Origin of the sequence: Pseudomonas sp. MM213 (assembly GCF_020423045.1) — a bacterium.
GTDB lineage: Bacteria > Pseudomonadota > Gammaproteobacteria > Pseudomonadales > Pseudomonadaceae > Aquipseudomonas > Aquipseudomonas migulae.
Map to the genome: position 1 here is coordinate 2,222,613 of NZ_CP081943.1, position 20,937 is coordinate 2,243,549.

The 20,937-nt window shown below is 56.5% G+C and carries 18 protein-coding genes and 1 pseudogene; 13 read left to right on the top strand and 6 right to left on the bottom strand.

Translation table 11 applies throughout. From position 1 onward, the window contains the following. Positions 1–62 precede the first annotated feature (62 nt). Complete coding sequence (locus K5R88_RS10080) at positions 63–1,217, bottom strand: GNAT family N-acetyltransferase (RefSeq protein WP_226299902.1); 1,155 nt, start codon at positions 1,215–1,217, stop codon at positions 63–65. A 339-nt stretch (positions 1,218–1,556) separates the two neighbouring features. Between K5R88_RS10080 and K5R88_RS10085 the strand changes: the two genes are divergently transcribed. The 3 genes from K5R88_RS10085 to K5R88_RS10095 all read left to right on the top strand — a co-directional run bounded on the left by K5R88_RS10085 (position 1,557) and on the right by K5R88_RS10095 (position 6,948). Beyond that, a complete protein-coding gene (locus K5R88_RS10085; RefSeq protein WP_008039747.1) occupies positions 1,557–1,856 on the top strand; it encodes a hypothetical protein in 300 nt (99 codons plus the stop codon). A 77-nt stretch (positions 1,857–1,933) separates the two neighbouring features. Continuing rightward, a complete protein-coding gene (locus tag K5R88_RS10090; protein WP_192418662.1) occupies positions 1,934–2,605 on the top strand; it encodes a class I SAM-dependent methyltransferase in 672 nt (223 codons plus the stop codon). A gap of 692 nt (positions 2,606–3,297) precedes the next feature. Next, positions 3,298–6,948 carry a restriction endonuclease gene (locus K5R88_RS10095; protein ID WP_226299903.1) on the top strand — a complete coding sequence of 1,217 codons (3,651 nt, stop codon included), beginning with the start codon at positions 3,298–3,300 and terminating at the stop codon, positions 6,946–6,948. Between the two features lie 286 nt (positions 6,949–7,234). Here K5R88_RS10095 and K5R88_RS10100 read toward each other — a convergent pair whose 3' ends face one another. Next, complete coding sequence (locus K5R88_RS10100) at positions 7,235–7,804, bottom strand: DJ-1/PfpI family protein (protein WP_226299904.1); 570 nt, start codon at positions 7,802–7,804, stop codon at positions 7,235–7,237. Positions 7,805–8,062: 258 nt separating this feature from the next. Between K5R88_RS10100 and K5R88_RS10105 the strand changes: the two genes are divergently transcribed. Next, complete coding sequence (locus K5R88_RS10105) at positions 8,063–8,440, top strand: cytochrome c (protein ID WP_223449245.1); 378 nt, start codon at positions 8,063–8,065, stop codon at positions 8,438–8,440. Here K5R88_RS10105 and K5R88_RS30905 read toward each other — a convergent pair. Further along, positions 8,421–8,621 (bottom strand): MerR family DNA-binding transcriptional regulator, encoded by a 201-nt coding sequence (locus K5R88_RS30905; RefSeq protein ID WP_228750503.1) that lies wholly within the window; start codon positions 8,619–8,621, stop codon positions 8,421–8,423. The two genes, K5R88_RS10105 and K5R88_RS30905, sit on opposite strands and share 20 nt — an antisense overlap. A 354-nt stretch (positions 8,622–8,975) precedes the next feature. Between K5R88_RS30905 and K5R88_RS10115 the strand changes: the two genes are divergently transcribed. Then, a complete protein-coding gene (locus K5R88_RS10115) occupies positions 8,976–9,440 on the top strand; it encodes a hypothetical protein (protein ID WP_226299905.1) in 465 nt (154 codons plus the stop codon). 267 nt (positions 9,441–9,707) lie between these two features. Beyond that, positions 9,708–10,841, top strand: a complete 1,134-nt coding sequence (locus K5R88_RS10120) for an aminotransferase class V-fold PLP-dependent enzyme (RefSeq protein WP_226299906.1) — start codon at positions 9,708–9,710, stop codon at positions 10,839–10,841. 108 nt (positions 10,842–10,949) lie between these two features. Here K5R88_RS10120 and K5R88_RS10125 read toward each other — a convergent pair whose 3' ends face one another. Next, positions 10,950–11,510, bottom strand: a complete 561-nt coding sequence (locus K5R88_RS10125) for a TetR/AcrR family transcriptional regulator (protein ID WP_226299907.1) — start codon at positions 11,508–11,510, stop codon at positions 10,950–10,952. A gap of 126 nt (positions 11,511–11,636) precedes the next feature. Here K5R88_RS10125 and K5R88_RS10130 point away from each other — a divergent pair, with 126 nt between their 5' ends. Together K5R88_RS10130 and K5R88_RS10135 are read left to right on the top strand one after the other, a co-directional pair. Then, the gene (locus K5R88_RS10130) at positions 11,637–12,287 is read left to right on the top strand and encodes a DJ-1/PfpI family protein (protein ID WP_226299908.1); all 651 of its coding nucleotides are present in this window, start codon (positions 11,637–11,639) and stop codon (positions 12,285–12,287) included. A 23-nt stretch (positions 12,288–12,310) separates the two neighbouring features. Beyond that, on the top strand, positions 12,311–12,847 hold the full coding sequence (locus K5R88_RS10135) for a DUF2867 domain-containing protein (protein WP_226299909.1): 537 nt from the start codon (positions 12,311–12,313) through the stop codon (positions 12,845–12,847). A 116-nt stretch (positions 12,848–12,963) separates the two neighbouring features. Here the strand turns inward: K5R88_RS10135 and K5R88_RS10140 are convergent, their stop codons facing one another. Both K5R88_RS10140 and K5R88_RS10145 read right to left on the bottom strand, forming a co-directional pair. After that, positions 12,964–13,890: a LysR family transcriptional regulator gene (locus K5R88_RS10140; RefSeq protein ID WP_226299910.1), complete on the bottom strand. Its 927-nt coding sequence runs from the start codon at positions 13,888–13,890 to the stop codon at positions 12,964–12,966. Further along, positions 13,887–14,861 carry a quinone oxidoreductase family protein gene (locus K5R88_RS10145; protein ID WP_226300258.1) on the bottom strand — a complete coding sequence of 325 codons (975 nt, stop codon included), beginning with the start codon at positions 14,859–14,861 and terminating at the stop codon, positions 13,887–13,889. The genes K5R88_RS10140 and K5R88_RS10145 overlap by 4 nt, the downstream gene beginning before the upstream one ends. A gap of 817 nt (positions 14,862–15,678) precedes the next feature. Between K5R88_RS10145 and K5R88_RS10150 the strand changes: the two are divergent. From K5R88_RS10150 to K5R88_RS10170, 5 genes and pseudogenes are all read left to right on the top strand, one after another. Then, a pseudogene (locus K5R88_RS10150) lies at positions 15,679–15,855 on the top strand (ubiquinol oxidase subunit II); the annotation flags it as partial. Between the two features lie 637 nt (positions 15,856–16,492). Beyond that, positions 16,493–17,644, top strand: a complete 1,152-nt coding sequence (locus K5R88_RS10155) for an efflux RND transporter periplasmic adaptor subunit (RefSeq protein WP_177318176.1) — start codon at positions 16,493–16,495, stop codon at positions 17,642–17,644. Continuing rightward, a complete protein-coding gene (locus K5R88_RS10160) occupies positions 17,641–18,327 on the top strand; it encodes an ABC transporter ATP-binding protein (RefSeq protein WP_008033381.1) in 687 nt (228 codons plus the stop codon). The genes K5R88_RS10155 and K5R88_RS10160 overlap by 4 nt, the downstream gene beginning before the upstream one ends. After that, a complete protein-coding gene (locus K5R88_RS10165; RefSeq protein ID WP_226299911.1) occupies positions 18,327–19,538 on the top strand; it encodes an ABC transporter permease in 1,212 nt (403 codons plus the stop codon). The genes K5R88_RS10160 and K5R88_RS10165 overlap by 1 nt, the downstream gene beginning before the upstream one ends. After that, on the top strand, positions 19,538–20,734 hold the full coding sequence (locus tag K5R88_RS10170) for an ABC transporter permease (protein WP_226299912.1): 1,197 nt from the start codon (positions 19,538–19,540) through the stop codon (positions 20,732–20,734). Before K5R88_RS10165 ends, K5R88_RS10170 begins: the two co-directional genes overlap by 1 nt. Positions 20,735–20,937 lie beyond the last annotated feature (203 nt).

Genomic DNA, 20,937 nt, shown 5'->3' on the forward strand with positions numbered 1-20,937 from the left:
TCCCTGCGGGCAGGGTCAATAGTCAGGTGCGAGCGCTGTCATTATTCAGTCCTGGAAATGGCTCAGCTGGATGGAATCCGTTCCATGACGGGTTGTGTCTGCAAATTGGCATAGCGACTGCGCAAGGTGTCGAGAAACTGTTCGCCCGAGCTCTTGGCGCAATACAGGTAAATTTTGTGCAGCCCGCCAAACACCATTTCGTGATAACGGCTGGCGACTTCCTCATCGCTTGGCCCGTCCGGCAGGCCAAGGTGCAAGGTTATTTCCTTGCCTTCGACAGCAAACAGCGGCGTGTCCCAGAGGAATCTGGCTCTCCCGGTCTTGGGCAGCCGGACGAACATGTACGCGTGGTTTCCCAGGGAATCGATATCACCGCCGCGCCGTCTTTTCCATTTCAGCAGCCCGTCATCCGGACGGGCCACGCAAAGACCGATGTCGTAATAATCGAAGCCATTGTCGATGGCCCATTCAAGTGCCATGAAGGTGGTAATCGAGTTAACCTCGCGCAGTTTTTTCGCATCTGAAAAAATCGGCTCGACGTACCCGAAACGCAGCGTGCTCCAGTAGCGCTTGCCGCCACGAGTGACGACGCAACCCAGGTGGCAGGCAACCACCTCGTCTTCCAGCATGATCAGGTCGAGCCGGCCGACGGTCTTGGCGATTCTCAAGACTTCCTGAGAGGGAAACTGCGCAGCGTGGATGCCTTGCCGTGCTTCGGCATAAGGTCGAAGCATTTCCCTGTCGGCCTTTTCGATTTCGTCATCCAGCAGCGTCTGGACCATCCGGTAGCGCGGTCGGTTCTTGCGGATGTTTCGACGCAACTCGCTATCGTATTTGGCGGTGATGTCTTCGATGGGGCGCCCAAGCGGTACGACGGCACTCAGGTAGAGGGGCACATTCAAGGCCCCCGGGGACGGCGCTTCACTGACCACCACCACATGATGCGACGCGGCAGGTGCCGGTTCGCCGTCGACTGTATCGGGCGGCCCCTGGGACTTCCCGCCGATGAGCAGCTTGGCCATTTCCCGCTGTTTTTTCCTGCCGATGTAGAGGAATTCGTAAGGACTGTCCTTCTGCAGCTTGAAGCGGGCAATCTCCCACTTCCAGAAACATGCACGCCCCAGGATGTCCCGCAGCCAGGTTGCCGCGTTCCTGATTTCATAGCGTAATGAAGGAGAAATAAGTTTTCGGATAACGGCCGCCAGCTTCTCTTTCATTTCTTCGTCATCCTTTGAGCTATCTGTCGTGAAATCAGAGAAAGATCCAGGCGGGACTTGATACTTTCGCTTAGCCCTTGATATTTAAGACATATTTGATGGGATTACGCGTCCTCCATCAGTAACTATTAAAGATCAAGGCAGGGACTTTGCAAGCGGCGTATCGGCAGCGTAACCGTATATTTCATGACGCCAAAATTTCTACTTTTCTGGACAGGCACGGGTTCAAAAATGCCCTCCCGGCAACTGCCCCCAAATGCGCCAAGCCGGGCAAAGGGCAGACGCAACAGCGTCTAAACTGCAGGATACAAACACGCCTCTTTATACAGGGAACACGGGATGACCGGAAAAACCGCGCGCCCATGCGGGTCATGGGTCTTGCCCGCCCTGCTCGCCATCAACCTGGCGCTGACAGCGGGCTGCGCACGCAACACTGCCACGCCTCGCACTTGGGCCTCAAACGCAGGCTCACCTTGCTACGCCAAAGCGCTGCCCACTGTCGGCGAGGGTGGCCTGGCCTGGGGTTCCACCCTCGACATGGCCCGCCAAAAATCCATGGACAATTGCATTCGCTACGCCGGACGCTCCGGTGGCGCGCCGGATACCTGCCAGGTGGTGTTGGCAGAGTGCAGAAAATAATGCAGCGTCACTGACAGGGTCCCCTGCACGCGCACTTGCCCTATCCTTCTCTCCAACCCACAACTCCGGACATCGACATGCCCGCCCCCGAATCGACCCTTCTCGATAGCTGGCACCACAACGCCCAATCCTGGATCGACGCGATCCGCACCGGCGCCATCGAAAGCCGCCTCAAGGTCACCGACCAGGCGATCCTGCTGGCAGTGGCAAGCCGTCAGCCCGAACGCGTGCTCGACCTGGGCTGCGGCGAAGGCTGGCTGTTGCGGGCGCTGGCTGAACGGGCGATCAATGGGGTCGGTGTGGACGGCGATGCGACGCTGGTCGAGGCGGCGCGGGCGGCAGGTTCTTCGCCGGTGCATCTGGCGAACTATGAACAGTTGGCGCAAGCCAAAGTGGACATCGGCAGCGACTACGACCTGATCTGCGCCAACTTCGCCCTGCTGCACCAGGACATCATCCCCCTGCTCACCGCCATGAACGCCCTGCTCGCCCCCGGCGGCGCGCTGGTGATCCAGACACTGCATCCGTGGAGCGCAGCGGCAGGCGACTATCAGGATGGCTGGCGGCAAGAAACCTTCACCGGGTTCAAGGGACAGTGGCAACCCATGCCGTGGTACTTCCGCACCTTGTCCAGCTGGCTCAATGCGTTGGACATGGCCGGTTTTCAACTGACGGGCCTGCAGGAGCCACAGCACCCGCAGAGTCCTGTGCCGCAGTCGTTGTTGTTGGTGGCTGAAGTGCGGCGGTGAGTTCGTTTGATGGATGTCGGCGGGGGGTTGTTTGGTTGAAGACTCACTAGCGGATCTCAGGCGATTGCTGCCATTTACGGAAGGCGGCAATCGGCCAGGAGCGGACTTTCAAGTTAGTCTACGAAATTAGGGGCGATTCAGAGACCAACCAAATGACTCCAATGGCTGATTTTTGCGTCTCGTCAAGGGCGGCAGACGATCCAAAGCTGTCATAGTTAGCTTCAGATTCAGTTCCAGAAAGCAGTCCTCTTAGGTAAGAAAAAAGTGGAGTTTTGGGGCGGAGGCTATGATTGTGAGCCTTAGTCACCTATATGATCGGTGTCCTTCTAATCGGTTTGGTTACCTCCCACAGCACAAACCAGTTACCCTGTTGGGCTTATGTGAGTGCCTGACCTGCATTCTATTTCTGTTGTTCAGAGCACGAAGACCACGTCCTCCTTCGACCGCCCCCAGGTCACATCTAGAGAATACGAAGCGTGAGCTGCTTTGCCTTCCGGTTCTTGACTCCTAAGTGAGCATCGGGCAGCTTGTCGTATGGGTACAAAAAGCTACCAACATCTTTGTCGTCTATCACCTTTCAAACTCGGCTCCTTGACCGCCTTGTAAGGTGCGAAACTTGAATTACCACTCAGGTCTTCAATTAAGTAAAAAAGACGCCAAGTGAACGTGTGATTATAAATTAGACAAAATAAATGTTAAACGATCCAAATACCGTCTCCAACCAAACACCATATTACGAGGGTCTAGGTTTTCCTATTGACCGACTAAGTTCGGACGATTTCGAAAATTTTGTTTTTGGTTGCCTCCTCAGTATTCAGGACGTACTTGGCCTGAGAATTACTGGCAAGCCATCTGGCTCTGGAGATGGGGGATTCGATGTTCAAGGGGATATTGTGGCAACTGGCCGCCTCGTGTGCGTTCAATGCAAGCGACAAGGTCAACCTCTGGACATGGGGCAGCTGACAAAGGAGCTTGCAAAAGTTGCGGCTACGTCAGCGCTGGAAGGCTCAAATATTGGAGAACACCGATTTATTTGCACTGGAGGTGTCCGCAAGAAAGTAGTCAGCGCATTGCGGGCCATCTCACGACAGGAAATAGCCATTGAAGTCGGAAATGCCTTGCAAAACGCCACTGATGGAGAGCTCGTGTCCCTGCGAGTGAAGCTAGAGCAGCGAGGGGAGACGCCTCGGACTATCGCGGAATCGTATGTACTTAAGCTTGATCACCTCACAGCTTGGAATCTTAAAGAATTCGACGCTGCGTTGTCTCCCCGTTGGGAGGCGATACTAGAGGTGGCACAGCGTTACTTCCGGATAGCGACAGTTGTGCGGGATAATCCTCGCGCAGCCTTTGATCGTTTGGCCTACATAGCCGAATATCGTCATTTCGAAACCACCATTGAACCACGCTTTGTCAGCACTGACTTGCCAACAGGTATTTCCATTGCCACGGCAGTGAATGCCAATGCGGGTCGAAAAGCAGCACTACAAAGCTTCAATAATGTTGACGGATTTCTACAGCTTGATTTGGGCGATCTTGCACTTCTAGTAGGGCAAGGGGGAGTCGGGAAATCTACCTCACTGGCTCTAATCCGTGCCAGAGCATTGCAAACAAGTCCGGAATGCGTATTGCCGATTTTGATTTCGTTGGCGACATATGTCCCAGGTGCTCTTGATCGACTAATTAATCAGGAGCTCAGTGCTAATTACGGCACTTGGCGCTTGCTACCGGACAAGGTGCTACTACTTTGTGATGGCTTAAACGAATGTACTCATGTCAACATGACGGCGTTTCTTGGCGAGCTAACCCCCTTACTTAGGCGCAAGCGTATTGCTTGCGTCATTTCGTCTCGGGAGCCCAATAGGCTGAGCAATATTATTCTGCCGCAATTCCCGCTGGAGTGCGTGGAAGTCCAGAGCATCACTCCTGTCGTTATTCGACGGATAGCAGAAAGTGAGCTTGATCGGCAAGCGACTGATATCTTCACGAAGAACTATTTGTCACTTGCCGAAAATTCTGGATCATTCCTTCTTTGGACCCCGTTTGCTGTTAAAGTCGCCTTGCGAGTTTGGAAACTAAAGTCCGCGATCCCTAGCACTCTAAGTGAGATGATTGAAGTACTGCTAAAATCACGATCAATTCGCAACGCAGATTTTCCACAGTCAGAGGTTCATTCAACGGTTTTACTTCAGCTTGCTAGTGCGCTAGCATTTCAGTGCATATTTATCAATAAACGCCTTGAGCTCCCTATAAGCGAAGCTGGAAAGTGGATTCGCGAATCAAAAAATCACTGCAGCGACGCACTTGGAATAACGGATCTTAAGGACACAGAAGTAGTTGATATTCTGGTCAGTCATGAGCTATTGCGCATCTCTGAAAGAGGATATATCGGTTTTGGGCATCAACTGTTAGCGGGTAGCCTGTCAGCTGCAATGCTGGCTCAAGGATGGCGCAACCATCTAGAGTCTCTGCGTGAATCGGTAGCAGATGATGCTTGGGTGTTTGCTGCAAGGTTAGTCTCACGCGAGCACATGGAAAATTTCCTTAGAGCTGTACTTGATGTTGATCTAATTTTAGGAGCTCGAGTTGCTAGAGAGCTTCCAAGCGATCTTCAAGATATAGCGGTAGAAATGTTGAGTAGATCAATTGCGCCAGAGGTGCCCGAGATCTTTCAACTGCAGGGACTGTATGCGCTTGCCCGACTAGGTAGCCCCAAAGCTATGAGACGATTGAGGGAGGCTACGAGCGAGGCCGACAGCCAAATAAGATATTCAGCCTTCCGTGCGCTCGCCTCTGCAGGAGATGCAATTTATCTCAGAGGTTTGCTTCCTAAAATTGATAAATTCAAATCAACCCCCATAAAATTTTCGGGTGGAGATGTCGCTATCTGGGAGGCCGCCCCTTTATCAATTCGAATCAGCCTTGCAAGAGAAAGGCTATCCCTATGCGATCCTGGGGAGCCAGTGGGTGAATCGCTATTTCTCCTCGCCTATGAGAAAGATCTCAGCGACGCACCGGTCATTGAGCGGCACCTACGAGCTGCCTCTGACTTGATAGCTTTTCAGATTGGCTTATACGCGCTCCATGCTATTGCGCCTTCGCAAGCAAAGAAAATTTTTGATGAGGTACTGCTAGAGCACGTCGAACTACACGACAAGGCTAGGCTGATAAGAACAGCGGCCGGAATCGGCGTAGATATCGACATACGTATGGCCTTTGAATGTGCCATGGCAGAGGCGATGCCTGGCGAGCCGTATAATCATTCGGAATATTATCTACAACAACTTATCTTTGATGTACTGAAGAAAGCGGAATTGCCGCACGACATGGTCTCTACTATTGAACGAGACCTACCCCACGCTACAGATCTAAGAAAGTTCCGGTTGTGGCAGTTGGCTCACCGATGTGATAGCCCCGCGATTCCCCTATATGCATTGTCTTGTATTGATAAATGGACCTCGGACAGAGGCAATGCTTGTAACTACTTTATTGAAATAGTGCACTCTGCCCTCACCCCAAAGCAGGAACTACTGAGTTTATGCGAAAAGGGATTGTCAGAGGAGGAAAATTCGTACGACTGGACTACATCCAGGGTATTTGCGCTAGTGGGAGCACTTGGATTTACGACTAAGGCAGCTACAAGTCTTTCAATAATGATAGAGCGACTGGCAAGGATTCGTCATGCAGTAGATAGTAATGACTATTCATACCTTTCACCCGCTGATCTCCAAGTATTTAACTCCATCAAGTCAGAGCACATGCTTATTCATTTAGGAGGTCTTGCGGCAGAGCTGATTCCTGCCGCGGCTAAGGCCCGTCACCTACTATCGCGCGACGACTTGCTTCTCCTGCTGCCCTTTCACACAAACGGATATGAAGGTCTAGTTGAGCTCCAGCGCGAGATGCTATCTGACGTAGATGACTTTTATATCGATGATGTGCTGACTGGCATAACTGACAAATGGGCGCGTCTTTCAGTGCTGTTGGTCGTAAGCAATCGCAAGCCAACTGACAGTCGTATCAAACTTCTTGAAAGAGAACTGCAAGACTCCTATGCCCATCCTGCAGCATTGCATATTGTCTGCCAAACAGTTGAAAATTGCTGGTGTGAGGATGTCTTTAACATGGTACTGAATACGGTCGCATCCAGCCCAATATGGCGAGAACAAGACACTCAATTTTTCTGGGATTTTTCCCAGATGGTTGCCAAGCATCTCCGTGTCGAGAATCTTCCAGCTATTGAATTTTCAGCTCTAACTGCCAAGACTCGATTTGCAATAAAAGTCATTAACATATGGAGAGAGTACGCATCGGGAGAAAAAATAGGGTTGGCTAGGCTTTGACAAGTCCTTAAACTCCAGCACTGGAAAGTTTTTTTAGGCCATAAATTCGCTCAAATGACCGGTTGTCCGGTGATAAAAAACTACACCGCCGGGCTACCATCGGGCAGACGCAGCTATAGCGATGCGTCCTTCGTATTCATCAATGACAATGCTTGGGAAAGTTCGAAAATGCTCGCAGCAACAAACGTCCGAATCTGGCCGGATCTTGGCGTTCACCAACGGCAGCTTTGGGTTGTGGATTCAACCGGTCGACGCAACAGATCGGCTGTTTTGTAGGACGAAGCAGTCACCGATGTTCCGCTGCCAACATTGACCTGAATTGAGAAGTGATCTCTGAAGATAGCCCGGCAGCTTCGAACACTGCGCAGGTGAAGCTAACGGGTGCAGGGCCTGGAGCAGTTATAATGCGGTCTGCAACCACAGCCACTGCACTGCATCGATAAAGCGTGCGCCCCTCATAACCTACGGCATTCTGCTGTAAGAAGTCAGCGCTGTTCGATGTATGAGGAACCGTGTCGAGAAGCCCGGCCCTCGCAAGTGCCAGCGTTCCCCCACAGATACCGGCAATTGTCGCTCCACTTGAACGACTAGCATGAAGAAACTCTCGAATATCCGGTGCTTCTGCACGCTCCCAGACCATTCCTCCAATGACGACAACAACGTCCGGTTTCCAGTCCAGACATTGTTGCAAGCTGCTATCGACAGTTACAGCCAATCCACCCTGCGAGCGGAACTGCCCCGTAGCAGAAGCGAAAAACCTGACGTCGATCCCGTAAAACGGAGACGCAGTTCCAGCAATGAAAGCACATTCCCAGTCCGCAAAACCGGGTGTCAGTATCAATCCCACGCGTGCCATCAGTCAGAATCCTCCATGAATGCCAATAACATATGGCAACAACACACATACATCAAGGGCTGCTTTGGGTCGTTTTCTGCCCATCGTGACAGGAAGAAATCGGCCAAGAATGGTCACCGGGATGCGCCGGGAAAAGTTGTTGGTTTAATGGGCATCAGAAATGCAGAAATGACTATATGCCGACGCGATGGCTGATATCTTTCCCGCGCTCCAAATCGCGTCCAATCGACGCCGACCCCATCAAGGAAGATAAAAACAATGAAAATATTATTCATCGCTTCGCTAGGAATTTTATCGCTGACTCAAACATCACTATCCTTCGCGGATAATGCTAATGGAAAAAATCTCTATCTACAGCGATGCAGCATGTGCCACGGAATGGATCTCAAGGCAACAGGACCGCTGGCCAATAAAAGCAATCCGCCTACACCTGATCTAACAACGTCCGCTTTCAAAAAACGATTAAATGATTATCCGGGCGTGATTGTATCTTCGATAATACTTCGCCCAAATGGCGACTTAATTCCAAGAACCTTGCATGAGAATGGAGTAAAGCTATCGCCGCACTCATGGAGCGTTAAGGATTTTCGCGATTTAAATCAATACATGGGTGGTGTTATTTCACAAAACCAATGACCTTTGAAGTGCCTGGTCCTGTGCCGTCACCTTCGATTGACATGACGCCAGCGCTTGACTCTGTCCCTTGGGGCAACCCGTAACTGCCGTGGCGCTGAGGGCCCAGCAGGCCCAGTTGCTCATACAAACGAATGGCTTTGGGAGTGCACCCCGACAACCTGGCAAGTTCACCTATGCACATATGACGCTCCTCCCCGATCCAGCTCCGGCCCGCAGTTTACTGGCTGTGGCCGGATGCTGTCCTGGTGCTCACGGTGTTCATGCAGAGTCGGTCAGCGACACCGCGACAGGCAGAAAGCGGCCAAAAGCTGCCTCTAGCCCTTATCCGCGCATGCGCCGCCCGCTGCCTGATGTCCCTCACGGAGAGAGTGATAACAATCAGCGCTGATGCAGACGGTCGCGGCGCACATTCAGCCAACGCATCGCGGATAAATCCGCTCTTGCAACAGCGCGTGCAACTGCCGATCAGGCAGAGCAGCTGTCTTGCGACTAGCTTTACCTCGAACACTAAAATCTCAGTCCACAGTTCAATCAGGTGAAGGTTCGTTATGACAAAAAAATCGATCTGACGATTACCCACGATTACCTCAATCCGTTTGCCTCGCCGGACAACCCCAAGCTAAGCCCCGAGCTGGTGGACTACCTGTCAGATAGCGCCTGGTACCACTCCGAACTGTGTCTGCACATTCGCTGCCCGGAAGATGAGCGAGAACGCCTGCAGCAAGCCATCAGCAATACCTTTGCGGAAAAGAGCGAACAACTCAGAGGGGATATTCGCACCCACCGGCTGGTAGCGCTGACACTCCTGGGCTTGGCACTAGCCTTGGTGCTGGCAGGCACGGCTCTGGGCATTGAAGGCACCATCCCCGTGGGAGTCGTTACCGTCACCGCGTGGATGCTGCTCTGGCGTAGCGCAGAGATATTTTTTCTGGATATCCGCAACATTAACCGACAGCTGCGTAAGTACCAGCGCATTGCCAGCGCATCAAAGCAGTTTTGATTGAGGTTGATCGTTCTCACGCTACGCGTGGAAGTCATGCCTGAGTTCTGGCGGGCTGAAAATCCGACTTTTTCAACGGATGATCCATTGCTGCCCTGCATGAAGGGCAGCAATGGGTCGGCTGCTGCCCTTCGTAACTGGTCGTTATCGACCTGATGATGCCAGCCGCTCGACAGAAGTCGCCATTCCATCCCGAGCAATCTTGTCATTTGCCAAGGCTTAAGGCAGGGTCGATACCACTGACATCTCTGCCAAAGGAGTCACTCCATGTCAAAGCTATATCCCAGTATCGATCCTGAGGGGCTGGTCGAGTACTCAGTGGTCTACACCGACCGCTCGCTCAACCACATGTCGCAGTCATTTCAAGGCGTGATGAAGAACATTTCCAGGACCCTGAAACAGGTCTACAACGCCCAGGCTGTTGCGGTGGTTCCGGGCAGCGGCACATTTGGCATGGAAGCGGTGGCGCGACAGTTTGCCACCGGCCAGCAATGCCTGGTGATACGCAACGGCTGGTTCAGTTATCGCTGGAGCCAGATCCTTGAGATGGGCAACATCCCGGCGGCCACCACGGTGCTGAAAGCCCGACCGGTCGACGCGGGTCGCCAGGCTGCCTACGCCCCACCCCCTCTGGACGAAGTGCTGGCAGCCATTGTGGCGCAGAAGCCGCAGATTGTCTTCGCCCCCCACGTTGAAACCTCCTCAGGGATTATCCTGCCCGACGACTACCTGCGGGCCGTCGGCGACGCCGTGCATGCGGTGGGTGGCCTGTTCGTGCTGGACTGCATCGCCTCAGGCACGATTTGGGTTGATATGCACAAATGCGCCGTCGACCTGCTGATCAGCGCACCGCAGAAAGGCTGGAGCGCCTCCCCTTGCTGCGCCCTGGTGATGCTCAGTTCCTTGGCCCTCGAACGCATCGAGCAGACGCAGAGCAGCAGCTTCGCCTGCGACCTGAAAAAGTGGCTTCAGATCATGCAGGCCTACGAACAGGGCGGACATGCCTACCATGCGACCATGCCCAGCGATTCCCTCGCGCGATTCAACGATGTGATGAAAGAGACGCAAGCCTACGGTTTCGACAAGGTCCGCGACGAACAACAGGCGCTGGGCGATCGGGTGCGCGCCATGTTGACCGGCAAAGGCATCAAAAGCGTGGCCGCAGCTGGCTTTCAGGCCCCTGGCGTCGTGGTGAGCTACACCGATGATGCCGACATCAAGAACGGCAAGAAATTTGCCAACCACGGCCTACAGATCGCCGCCGGAGTGCCGTTGCAATGCGACGAGCCGGCCGACTTCCAGACCTTCCGCATCGGTCTGTTCGGACTCGAAAAGCTGCAAAATATCGAGCGCACGGTCAGCACCCTCGAGCAGGCACTGGATGAGGTGATGGTGAACTAAGCCCGCATCTTGCCTGGGCACTGCCGGCCCACGGCGCTGATCTACGAATATGACGCTGGTCGTCCGGACGTCATGTCAGAACCACAAGGGAAAGCCCGTGCACGTGTCTTAGTGACGCGTGCGCCACGGTGGAATAGCCCCTTCGAAAAGTGAAAAGGCTCGACTCAGGAAACTGTTGAAGCGAGCGGCATCACGCCGCAGCCCTGCCTGCTGACCACCAATCAGGCACAGATGGGCCACCCGACCAATCACTTCTGCTTCGCCTGGCAAAGGGACCAAGCGCCGGCACGTCCGTATCGCGAAGTCCAGTCGTCTTGTGTCAACACGCTGCTGAAACTCGCCTACCAACGGATCGTGCAGCGACCAGGCTCGGATGGAAACTTCCCGCCCAGGTTGTTTCTCAGCGGCAATACTCAAGTAGCGTTTCAGGATTTCGCCCGCGCTACGACCCTGCGCCGCATAAGTGAGCATGCGCTCCGTGTAGTCTTCTTCCCAAGCGGCCAGCAAGGTGCGGACAAAGTCTTCGCGATTACGGAAATGGTGATAGAACGATCCGCGGGTCACATTCAATCGGCGCGATAGACTCTCGGCCGAAACACCACTATGTCCTATTTGGTCGAGGGCCTCAAAACCAGCCGCGATCCAATGGTTGCGAGTTAATTTTCCCACCCGTTATTTCGCTCCATGTTTAGCGCCATACAGACTGTGTATGGCGCGCAACCGATTGATACGCTGCGAACACCAGCAAAGATAGCCGTTGCGTTTTGCACGCTAGCACTTTTCATGGAGCTCGCCTTGAAGAAAATCGTTCTGGTTGCTTTCGACCAATTCACTGATATCGACCTGTTCCTGATGTGGGACATTTTGGGTCGCAACACTGAGGACTGGCACGTCCGGATATTGGGTTCCAGCGCTATCGTGCGATCGGCGCATGGCCTGTCTGTTTCGGTGCACGGTCCGCTTTCCGAGGCCAATAGTGCCGACGCAGTATTGTTCGTCAGCGGCAAGGAAGGGATACCCGCTGCACTTGCCGCCCCGGATTTCCTGCCGTCGTTTGAACTTGACTCCAGACGCCAGCGAATCGGTTCCATATGCGCCGGAGCGTTCATTCTCGAACGGCTTGGGCTGCTCAGCGGCCAAGCAACTACACACCCGGATGCACGATCGAGCTTGCAAGCTCTGGGACTTGAACCCGTGGACCAGCCACTTGTTTGCCAGGGGAACGTTGCAACGGCTGGCGGATGCCTTTCGGCGCTCTATCTGGTGGGATGGCTGGTTGAATCCTGGTTCGATGTCGGCAAGCGCCGTGCAACGTTGCTCCCTGTTTTGCCAGCTGGGCAGCAAGAGCTCTATGATGCGTTGATCGGGCTCAGCATCCGACAAGGAGCGTTATACGACAAACCATCGCAACAAGAAACGCGACATGGCATGTCATCTAATTGGTAGTTGGAACTCAGGAGAGATCCCCGATGCCCCGAGAATTTGAACTCATTATGTCCGTGCCAGTACCCTCGAGGTCCGGCATCACCCACCTTTACGAGTCGATGAACCTGGCGGACGCTTTTGCGATTCAGCTCCCGGCGGGCACCTCCAGCAATCCAGATGTGCTGGCTCGATTCATCCTTTCCCACCAGCCATCCTGGATCGGATGGCTCATGAAAGTCCGAGACACTATCGTTGCCTGTTTTGGTATCAAGACAGCCAGACATTTGGCAACGCTTGCTGATCGGATTCAAATCTTCAAGGTCTACAGCTCGAACCAGACTGAAATCGTGTTGGGAGAGGACGACAAGCACCTCGACTTCCGGATATCGATCCTGTGTTCTGGAGAGGCAGAGCCAGAAGGCAGTCGCCAACTCGTTTTTTCAACCGTGGTCCATTGCCACAATCGTCTAGGCCGGGCCTACATATTCGTTATTGCCCCATTTCACCGCTTGGTTGTTAAGGCCAGCCTCCTCCGTGCAGCGCGCATCGGTTGGCCTCTGGCTACCGGCTCCGAAGGCTGAGAGCAAGGTCGCGTAGTAGTACAGGGTGGCAAAAAGGCAGGACGACGCTATAGAAAGAACGACACCTTTGAACAAGGGGGCGTCCACTTATCAGGGGAGAATTGAAGATCAGCCAGTCAAATGGCCCAGGGGGGCACTGGGATGAACTTTGACTCGATCCATTGTTTGAAGGCGACGACCACAGCGCTGGGAAATTTGGCCGATGGCCTGATCAAGTAGACTCCACCAGCGGTGTCCAATTGCCAGTCAGGAAGAACATGCAGCAGTTTTCCGGCTGCAATATCACTACTCATCAACCAGTCACCGGCGCCCAGTATTCCCGCATCCGCTCGGGCCGCCGCAAGTAACGACTCGCTATCATTGGCCGTCAGGTTTCCTTTGGGTGAAACCGTCTGAAGTTCGTTACCTCGATGAAGTCTCCACTGAGGAAAAGACGCAAGACCGCTGAAGCGAAGGCAATTGTGCTTGATCAGATCCTGAGGCGTTTCAGGCATGCCATGCTCTCTGATGTAAGCAGGCGACGCACACAATATGCGGCGATGATCACTCAGTTTCCTGGCGATCAACCTGTTGTCTTCCAACTCTCCAATTCGGATGGCAGCGTCAAAACCTTCATCAATGATATCGACCAGCCGCTCGCTATAGTCTGCAAGGATTGAGACGTGAGGGTAAGCCTTGAGAAACTCCGGCAGCATCGGGCCAAGCCAACGCCGTCCCATGGCTGCGGGCAGCGCAAGCCGCAAAGTTCCTCGAATTTCGCTGGCCCCCTCCGCTGCTTGCTGCTGCGCTTCATTCATCAGTTCGATGGCGGAGCGAAGACGCTGCTCCAGCTTGGCACCTACTTCGGTAATTCGAACCTGCCGGGTTGAACGCTCCACCAGCCGAACACCAAGGCGCTTTTCCATTGAGGCGAGTCGTTTCGAGACGACCGTAGGGTGTCGCTGCAATAGCCGACCAGCCCCGACAAATGAACCTTGCGAGGCAACGGCCAGAAACGCAGCGATTTCGTCACTGTATTGATTATTCAGAACATCAAGATTCATGGTTTTAGAATGATCGCCCCGGATGAACGCCACGACTCCAGGTCGGCATGCGCCAATGCTGCGTCAGCCAATGAATAGCTCGCCCAGATCCGGGGTTTGATAATACCCGCAGCAATGGCGGCCAAGACATCCTTGGCTCGTTCCTGGTACTCAGCGGCACTTGCCGTATGGGCTGCCAACGAAGGACGCGTCAGGTACAGCGAGCCTTTGGAATTGAGTGTTGATAGCTCCACGGCAGACGGTGCACCGGATGAAGCTCCAAACGAGACCATCAAACCCCGTGGCCGCAGACTATCCAAAGACGCCTGGAAGGAAGCGCGCCCTATGGGGTCATAGACCACGTCAACCTTTCTACCCTCGGTGATACGAGCGACATCCGATGCCAGACTGTCAGCGTCAAACACCAAGACTTCATCACAGCCCAACGCCTTGGCTTTTTCGACACTGGCCGACTTTGAAACTACGCCGATTACGGTCGCACCTAAATGCTTTGCCCACGGCACCATAATTTCCCCCAGTCCTCCAGCCACACCATAAAGAAGGATGGTTGTGCCATGCCCTACGGGATAGGTGCTCTTCAAAAGGTACTGTGCTGTGAGGCCCTTGAACATGACGGCTGCGGCATCATCAAACGACAGTGCATCCGGAATTTTGACCAGTCGCGCCGCCGGATAAAGCCGGGCCGAAGCATACGAACCAATAGGCCCGGTGGCATAAGCGACGCGATCCCCAACTTGCACATTGCTGACACCGGCACCCACAGCGGCGACACGCCCGGAGCCTTCCAACCCAAGTCCAGATGGCAACGCGATGGGCACTGCGCCCTTACGTTGGGTTACGTCGAGAAAATTGACACCAATCGCTTCTTGCTCAAGCCAAACGTCGCCTTGCCCTGGCAATTGTTCGCTCAGTGTCTCCAGATTCAGTACTTCAGGATTGCCAAACTGGTTAAACCGGATCGCAGATACCATGGTCATTTCCTCTTCATCCAGAAGCTGCCTTCACATTGATGCCTCTAGTGTGAGAACTGCCCCCGCGATGAACAAGACTGGTTTATTGCAGATCATTAATGCACAGATTGCAGCAATAAAATCGATAACACCATGCGTTTTTCGCGTAGATCGATGGCGGGTGTGTAGCGATTGTAGAGACGCCAAAGATCATTGCAGAGCGTCTGCTTCGGAAAAACGTGGTCAGACCATGTTTAGGATAATGGTGGTCTGGCCCCGGTTTCCCCACGGGGCGCATGATTGGCGGCTGTATGATTTGGATCGACTCAAAGGTGACTGTAGGGACAGGCAGAAATCGGCCAGAAGCGGTCGGTGAAACAGGGTCGCTACGATCTCCATAAATGGGGAATTACACCCACGCAACCGGGCGTTTACCACCTGATTTGAGGATTATCCCCCACTCACCTTTTCTCTAACTCGAAACGCCCGGAAGCAGTTTATTAATTAAGTTGAACTTTTTTCGCTCTATTGAAATGGCTCATTAGTTGCGCCGCCCCCTCGTACCCGCAATAGCTGTCGTCCCGGACATCATGCAGACGACAGGGCTTGGCAGATTCGGCATGACAGGAGGGGTGAAAAATGAAACGCGCGACACCACCATGCCGCTCCGTCGCCTTGCTGCTCGGGTCAAGCCTGCGCTGTCCGATGCGCCTTACCCTGACCACCGCCAACGCCATGCCGCTGGATGATTTCGGTCCGCCACCACCGACGGCCCCTTCGGCATCTACTAACCCGCCGGCCGCCCCCAAGGCCGCGCCGGATGCCTTGCTGACCTTGCTGGCCGGACATCATCCCGCCATCCGTCAGCCTGTGGGCGGCGACATCACCGGCCACCAGTTAGTTGTTCGCCTTGATTGGCACGCTGTTCATCCTGCCGGTGATTCTGATGTACACCTTCAGGAGCTATTGGGTGTTCTGCGCAAAAGTGAGGATTGGTGATGTCTTCCACTGTTAAATCAATTACTCGAATCACGAATAGGCCGATACCCCGTTATAAGCAGGTCGCTCATTTGAGCCTAATGTTTATAGCGTTGCTGATTATGTTGGCGTTGAGCACTTTCGTAGCGATGGAGTTGCCCCTCGGAACGCTCTGACGGTGGATGAGGCCGATCGCCCTCCGGACTGAACCACAGTGTTACCCGTAACGACCCGAACCGAAGTGAGAAAATCCCACTTCGCTCAACCAGAAAGCCCCCACACTTGAGCCGAGTGCGGGGGCTTTTCTTCGAGCACGAAAACCAGTCGCGCCTACCCGGTCTACCTAGACCTGCGTCACTAGTTTGAGACCTTGAGTCCAACACGCAGCTATCGGCCAATTTGAGCCAATGCTGACCGACAGCCTGGGCTGCTTGAAGACATTCGGGTATGAGCAAAGCGTGGCACAGTTTCCGGGGATATTTCGACGTCGTAGCGTCGCCGCGGCAAGGAGTTTTAGTGAGTTGGCATGGCTGGGGGATAGCAGTTGCGAGAGAAATAAATCTCATTCGCCATTTTTATGACGCTCGTCTGAAAATCGTCGGATAAATGGCGCTTCGCGTTGAGCTTTTACCTTCCTGACCTAGGCTCAAGCCATGTGGGAGGAGGTGCAGTCCATGCGCAAATTATTGATTGGCTCGTCGATGCTGGCCTGTCTGATGGTGCTTGGTGGCTGGTTGAGTCGACCACAGCCGTTGCCGGTCAGGCTGCTAGAGGTTGAGCGGGGGCCGGTGGAGACGCTGGTGGCCAACACTCGCGCGGGTACGCTGAAGTCCTGTCGACGCTCGCATCTGTCCTTCAATGTCGGCGGCCAGGTTGCCGAGTTGCTGATCGGCGAGGGCCAGCGGGTTCAGCCGGGTCAGGTGCTCATGCGCCTGCGACAGGACGAGCAACAGGCCCGGCTGCAGGAGGCCGAGGCGCGGCTGGAGGCCCAACGCAACGCCCGCGAACAGCGCTGCCAGCAGGCTAATCTGGACCGGCGCGACCTAGATCGCCTGGGCCTTCTGGCCGACCGCAAGCTGGTTGCCGCCGATCGTCTCGATCAGGCCGAGACCAAGGCTCACCTGGCGAAGCTGATGTGCAGTGCCACTGCCGTGCTGATCCGCGAAGCCGACGCCAGCCTGCAGTTGCAGCGTTCACTGCTGGAGCAGACGACCCTGCGTGCGCCATTCGCCGGCATAGTCGCAGAAATCAACGGCGAACTCGGCGAGTTCGTCACCCCTTCGCCGCCGGGTATTCCCACGCCGCCGGCGATCGACCTGATCGACGACAGCTGCCTGTATGTCGAGGCGCCGATCGATGAGGTGGACGCTGCCCGGGTTCGCCCCGGAACCGCCGTGCGGATCAGCCTGGATGCCTTCCGTGGCCAGCATTTCGCCGGCCGCGTCAGCCGCATCGCGCCCTATGTGCGTGAACTGGAGAAGCAGGCGCGCACCGTCGATGTCGAGGTGCGCTTCGACCAGCCGCCGGCCGATCTGGTCCTGCTCACCGGCTATAGCGCCGATGTCGAGATCCTCTTGGAGCAGCGCGCACGTGCTTTGCGCATCCCCACCGAGACCCTGCTGGAGGGGCAGCACGTGCTGCGATATGACCCGACCACCCGGGTGTTACGCGAGGTGGAGGTGCAAACCGGGTTGAGCAACTGGCGCTGGACCGAGGTGCTCGCAGGGCTGGACGAGGACGCACGTATAGTCGCCAGCCTCGAGCAGGAAGGGCTCAAGGACAACGTGGCGGTGATCCCGGTGGATGCGGCGGAGACTGAGCAATGATCCGTCTGCGCGGCGGTAGCCGCAGTTTCCAGTTGGGCGAGCAGCAGGTGATGGGGCTGGACGGCCTGGATCTGGACATCGCCGCCGGTGACTACATGGCGGTGATGGGCCCGTCGGGCTCGGGCAAGTCGACCCTGCTGAACATCCTCGGTTTGCTCGATGCGCCGAGCGCCGGCGAATACTGGCTGCAGGGCGAGGCCACGGCGACGCTGAGCGAGGCGCGGCGCGCCCAATTGCGCAGCCAACTGATAGGTTTCGTGTTCCAGTCCTACCACCTGATCGCACGGCTGACGGTGCTGGAAAACATCGAGCTGCCGATGGTCCTCGCTGGCATCGGCGCGGCGCAACGGCACAAGCGCAGCAGCCAATTGGTGGCGCGCCTGGGGCTGGGCGAGCGCATTGCCCACCGCCCTGCCGAGCTGTCCGGTGGTCAGCGCCAGCGCGTCGCCATCGCCCGGGCGATGGTCATGCAACCGGCGCTGTTGTTGGCCGACGAGCCCACCGGCAATCTCGATAGCCAGGCCGGCGCCGAGGTCTTCAGCCTGCTGGAGGAGCTCAACGGCGAGGGCCTGACCCTGATAGTGGTGACCCACGACGCCAGCCTGGGCGCCCGCGCGCAGCGCCAGTTACACATGCGTGACGGGCGGATCCACACTGCTGCGCCGCAGCGGGCGCTGACCTGATGCGCGCTGCCGATGCCCTGGGCTTCTGGCTCGGCGCCTTGCGTGGGCATCGCTCGCGCAGCTTGATGCTGCTGCTGGCCATCTCTATCGGAGTGGTTGCGGTCAATCTGCTCACCGGTCTCGGCGCGGGGGCGCGGGCCTTCGTCCTGAACGAGTTCTCGCTGCTCGGGCGCGACATCCTGATCGTTTTCCCGGGCCGCAAGGAAACCACGGGGCGCATGCCGCCGCTCACCGGCCTGACGCCGCACGAATTGACCTTGCAGGACGTCCAGGCCATCACCCAGTTGCCGGGCATCCGCCGGGTCGCGCCGCTGCAGGCCGGGCAGATGGAGGTGATAGTCGGCAACCGCAATCGTGAGGTGCTGACCCTGGGCACCACCCGGGACTTCTTCGCCATTCGCCAACTGACGGTCGTCCAGGGCCAACCCCTGCCGGCGCTGGACCCTGAGCAGGCCGAGGCCGTCTGCGTGATCGGCGGCAAACTCCGGCGCGAGCTATTCGGTGCGCGCCCGGCCCTGGGTGAATGGTTGCGCGCCGGCGACCGGCGCTTCCGGGTGGTCGGCATCCTCGGTGAGCGGGGCGAATCCCTGGGGATGGATTTCGCCGAGATGTTGATCATCCCGGTGGCCAGTGCCCAGGCCTTGTTCAATCGCGAGGGGTTGTTGCGGGTGTTTGTCGAGGTGCGTGGTCCGAGCTTTCTCGACCGTAGCAAGCGGCTGATACTCGCCGCGCTCAAGGAGCGCCACGAGGGTAAGGAAGACATCACCCTGATCAGCCAGGACAGCCTGCTCAGCGCCTTCGACGACATACTCGCGGTGCTGACCCTGGCGGTCGCCGGGATTGCCGCGATCAGCCTGCTGGTGGCAGGCATCCTGATCATGAACGTGACCTGGATTGCGGTGAGCCAGCGCAGCGCCGAGATCGGCCTGCTCAAAGCCATAGGTGCGACGGCGGCGCAACTGCGCCTGCTGTTCCTCGGCGAGGCGGCGTTGCTCGCCCTGACGGGGGCGCTGGCGGGGCTACTTCTGGCCGAAACCTTGCTCTGGCTGGGGCGCCTGGCGTTCGATCTGCCGCTCTATGCACCCTGGTGGGCGCGGGCTAGCGCAGTGCTGCTGGCACTCGGCACGGCGCTGCTGTTCGCCTGGCTGCCGGCCGCTCGGGCCTCGGCGCTGGAGCCGGTGGCGGCGCTACGCCCGCCGGGAGCGCACTGATGCGCTGGCAAGATGGTTTCCGGCTGACCAGCTCGGCGCTGACCTGTCGCCCCTTGCGCAGCCTGCTGACCCTGCTCGGGGTAGCGATCGGGATAGCCGCTGTGGCGCTGCTCACGGCCATAGGCGAAGGCGCGCGCGGCTATGTGCTGGAGAACTTCTCGCAGTTTGGTACGCGGATCATCACCGTGCGCCCGGGCAAGACCCAGACCAGCGGCCTCGGCGGTCTGCTCGGCAGCGTACGGCCACTGACTATCAGTGATACCGACGCCCTGCGGCGCTTGCCGCATGTCGAGGCGGCGGTGCCGATCATTCAGGGCAGCGGGGATATCCAGTTCGGTCAACTGAGCCGGCGCAGCGACATTCTCGGTGGCGGCCATCAGCTGGCGCAGGCCTGGCGCATGCAACTGAGCCTGGGCGAGTTCCTGCCCGTGGCCCGTGACGGTCGTTCGCCGCCCTATGTGGTGCTCGGCCATCAGTTGCGTGTCGAGCTGTTCGGTGAACGCAATCCGCTGGGCGAGCTGATCCGCGTCGGGGGCGTGCGTTTCCGAGTGATAGGCGTGATGGCGGAAAAGGGCCAATTGCTCGGCTTCAACCTCGACGATATCGCCTACATCCCGGTGGATTGGGCCGAAAGCCTGTTCAACCGCACCGGGGTGGTCAAAGTCCATGTGGTGTTCGGCGCCGGCACCACTTCGCGGGCGTTGAGTCGGCAGATTCGCCAGGTGCTCGGCGAACGGCACGGCGTGGAGGACTTCAGTCTGAGCACCCAGGACGACATGCTGCGCAGCTTCAACCGCGTTCTCGGCACCCTGAGCCTGGCCATCGGTGCCTTGGGGGGCATTTCCCTGTTGGTCGGCGCCGTCGGCATTCTCACCATCATGACGACCACTGTGGGCGAGCGCACGGCGGAAATCGGCCTGTTGCGGGCGATTGGTGCCAGTCCGCGGCAGGTGCTCGGGCTGTTTCTCGCCGAAGCGACACTGCTGTCCCTGGCCGGTGGTCTGCTTGGTCTGCTGTTGATGGGCCTCCTGCTCGGGCTACTGCACCTGGCCATGCCGAGCCTGCCCTTGGCGCTGCAGCCGCTGTTTCTGCTACTGGCGCTGCTGCTGGCGGCGGTGCTCGGCATTCTCGCCGGCCTGGCTCCGGCACTGCGGGCGGCCCGCCTGCATCCGGTGGCGGCTCTGCGCAGTGAATAGCGGCCAGGCCAATGAGCCTGACGGGCTAGCTGTACGCTGCGTGACGATAACGCCGGCGCTGGGCCGGTGATTTTAATTGGTTGGCAGCGGCAAAAACTGAGTGCAACACCTGACCGCTTCGGTAGGGTGTTGCCATGTTTTATCACGAACTCAGCGTTGAAGAGCGCGTCACGATCCATTTCGTTAACCTGGGCGACATTTCC

Excerpts from the sequence above, each read along its gene's own strand:
- K5R88_RS10080 (WP_226299902.1), bottom strand. The coding sequence starts at position 1,217 with ATGAAAGAGAAGCTGGCGGCCGTTATCCGAAAACTTATTTCTCCTTCA.
- K5R88_RS10085 (WP_008039747.1), top strand. The coding sequence starts at position 1,557 with ATGACCGGAAAAACCGCGCGCCCATGCGGGTCATGGGTCTTGCCCGCC.
- K5R88_RS10090 (WP_192418662.1), top strand. The coding sequence starts at position 1,934 with ATGCCCGCCCCCGAATCGACCCTTCTCGATAGCTGGCACCACAACGCC.
- K5R88_RS10095 (WP_226299903.1), top strand. The coding sequence starts at position 3,298 with ATGTTAAACGATCCAAATACCGTCTCCAACCAAACACCATATTACGAG.
- K5R88_RS10100 (WP_226299904.1), bottom strand. The coding sequence starts at position 7,804 with ATGGCACGCGTGGGATTGATACTGACACCCGGTTTTGCGGACTGGGAA.
- K5R88_RS10105 (WP_223449245.1), top strand. The coding sequence starts at position 8,063 with ATGAAAATATTATTCATCGCTTCGCTAGGAATTTTATCGCTGACTCAA.
- K5R88_RS30905 (WP_228750503.1), bottom strand. The coding sequence starts at position 8,621 with ATGTGCATAGGTGAACTTGCCAGGTTGTCGGGGTGCACTCCCAAAGCC.
- K5R88_RS10120 (WP_226299906.1), top strand. The coding sequence starts at position 9,708 with ATGTCAAAGCTATATCCCAGTATCGATCCTGAGGGGCTGGTCGAGTAC.
- K5R88_RS10135 (WP_226299909.1), top strand. The coding sequence starts at position 12,311 with ATGCCCCGAGAATTTGAACTCATTATGTCCGTGCCAGTACCCTCGAGG.
- K5R88_RS10140 (WP_226299910.1), bottom strand. The coding sequence starts at position 13,890 with ATGAATCTTGATGTTCTGAATAATCAATACAGTGACGAAATCGCTGCG.
- K5R88_RS10145 (WP_226300258.1), bottom strand. The coding sequence starts at position 14,861 with ATGGTATCTGCGATCCGGTTTAACCAGTTTGGCAATCCTGAAGTACTG.
- K5R88_RS10155 (WP_177318176.1), top strand. The coding sequence starts at position 16,493 with ATGCGCAAATTATTGATTGGCTCGTCGATGCTGGCCTGTCTGATGGTG.
- K5R88_RS10160 (WP_008033381.1), top strand. The coding sequence starts at position 17,641 with ATGATCCGTCTGCGCGGCGGTAGCCGCAGTTTCCAGTTGGGCGAGCAG.
- K5R88_RS10165 (WP_226299911.1), top strand. The coding sequence starts at position 18,327 with ATGCGCGCTGCCGATGCCCTGGGCTTCTGGCTCGGCGCCTTGCGTGGG.
- K5R88_RS10170 (WP_226299912.1), top strand. The coding sequence starts at position 19,538 with ATGCGCTGGCAAGATGGTTTCCGGCTGACCAGCTCGGCGCTGACCTGT.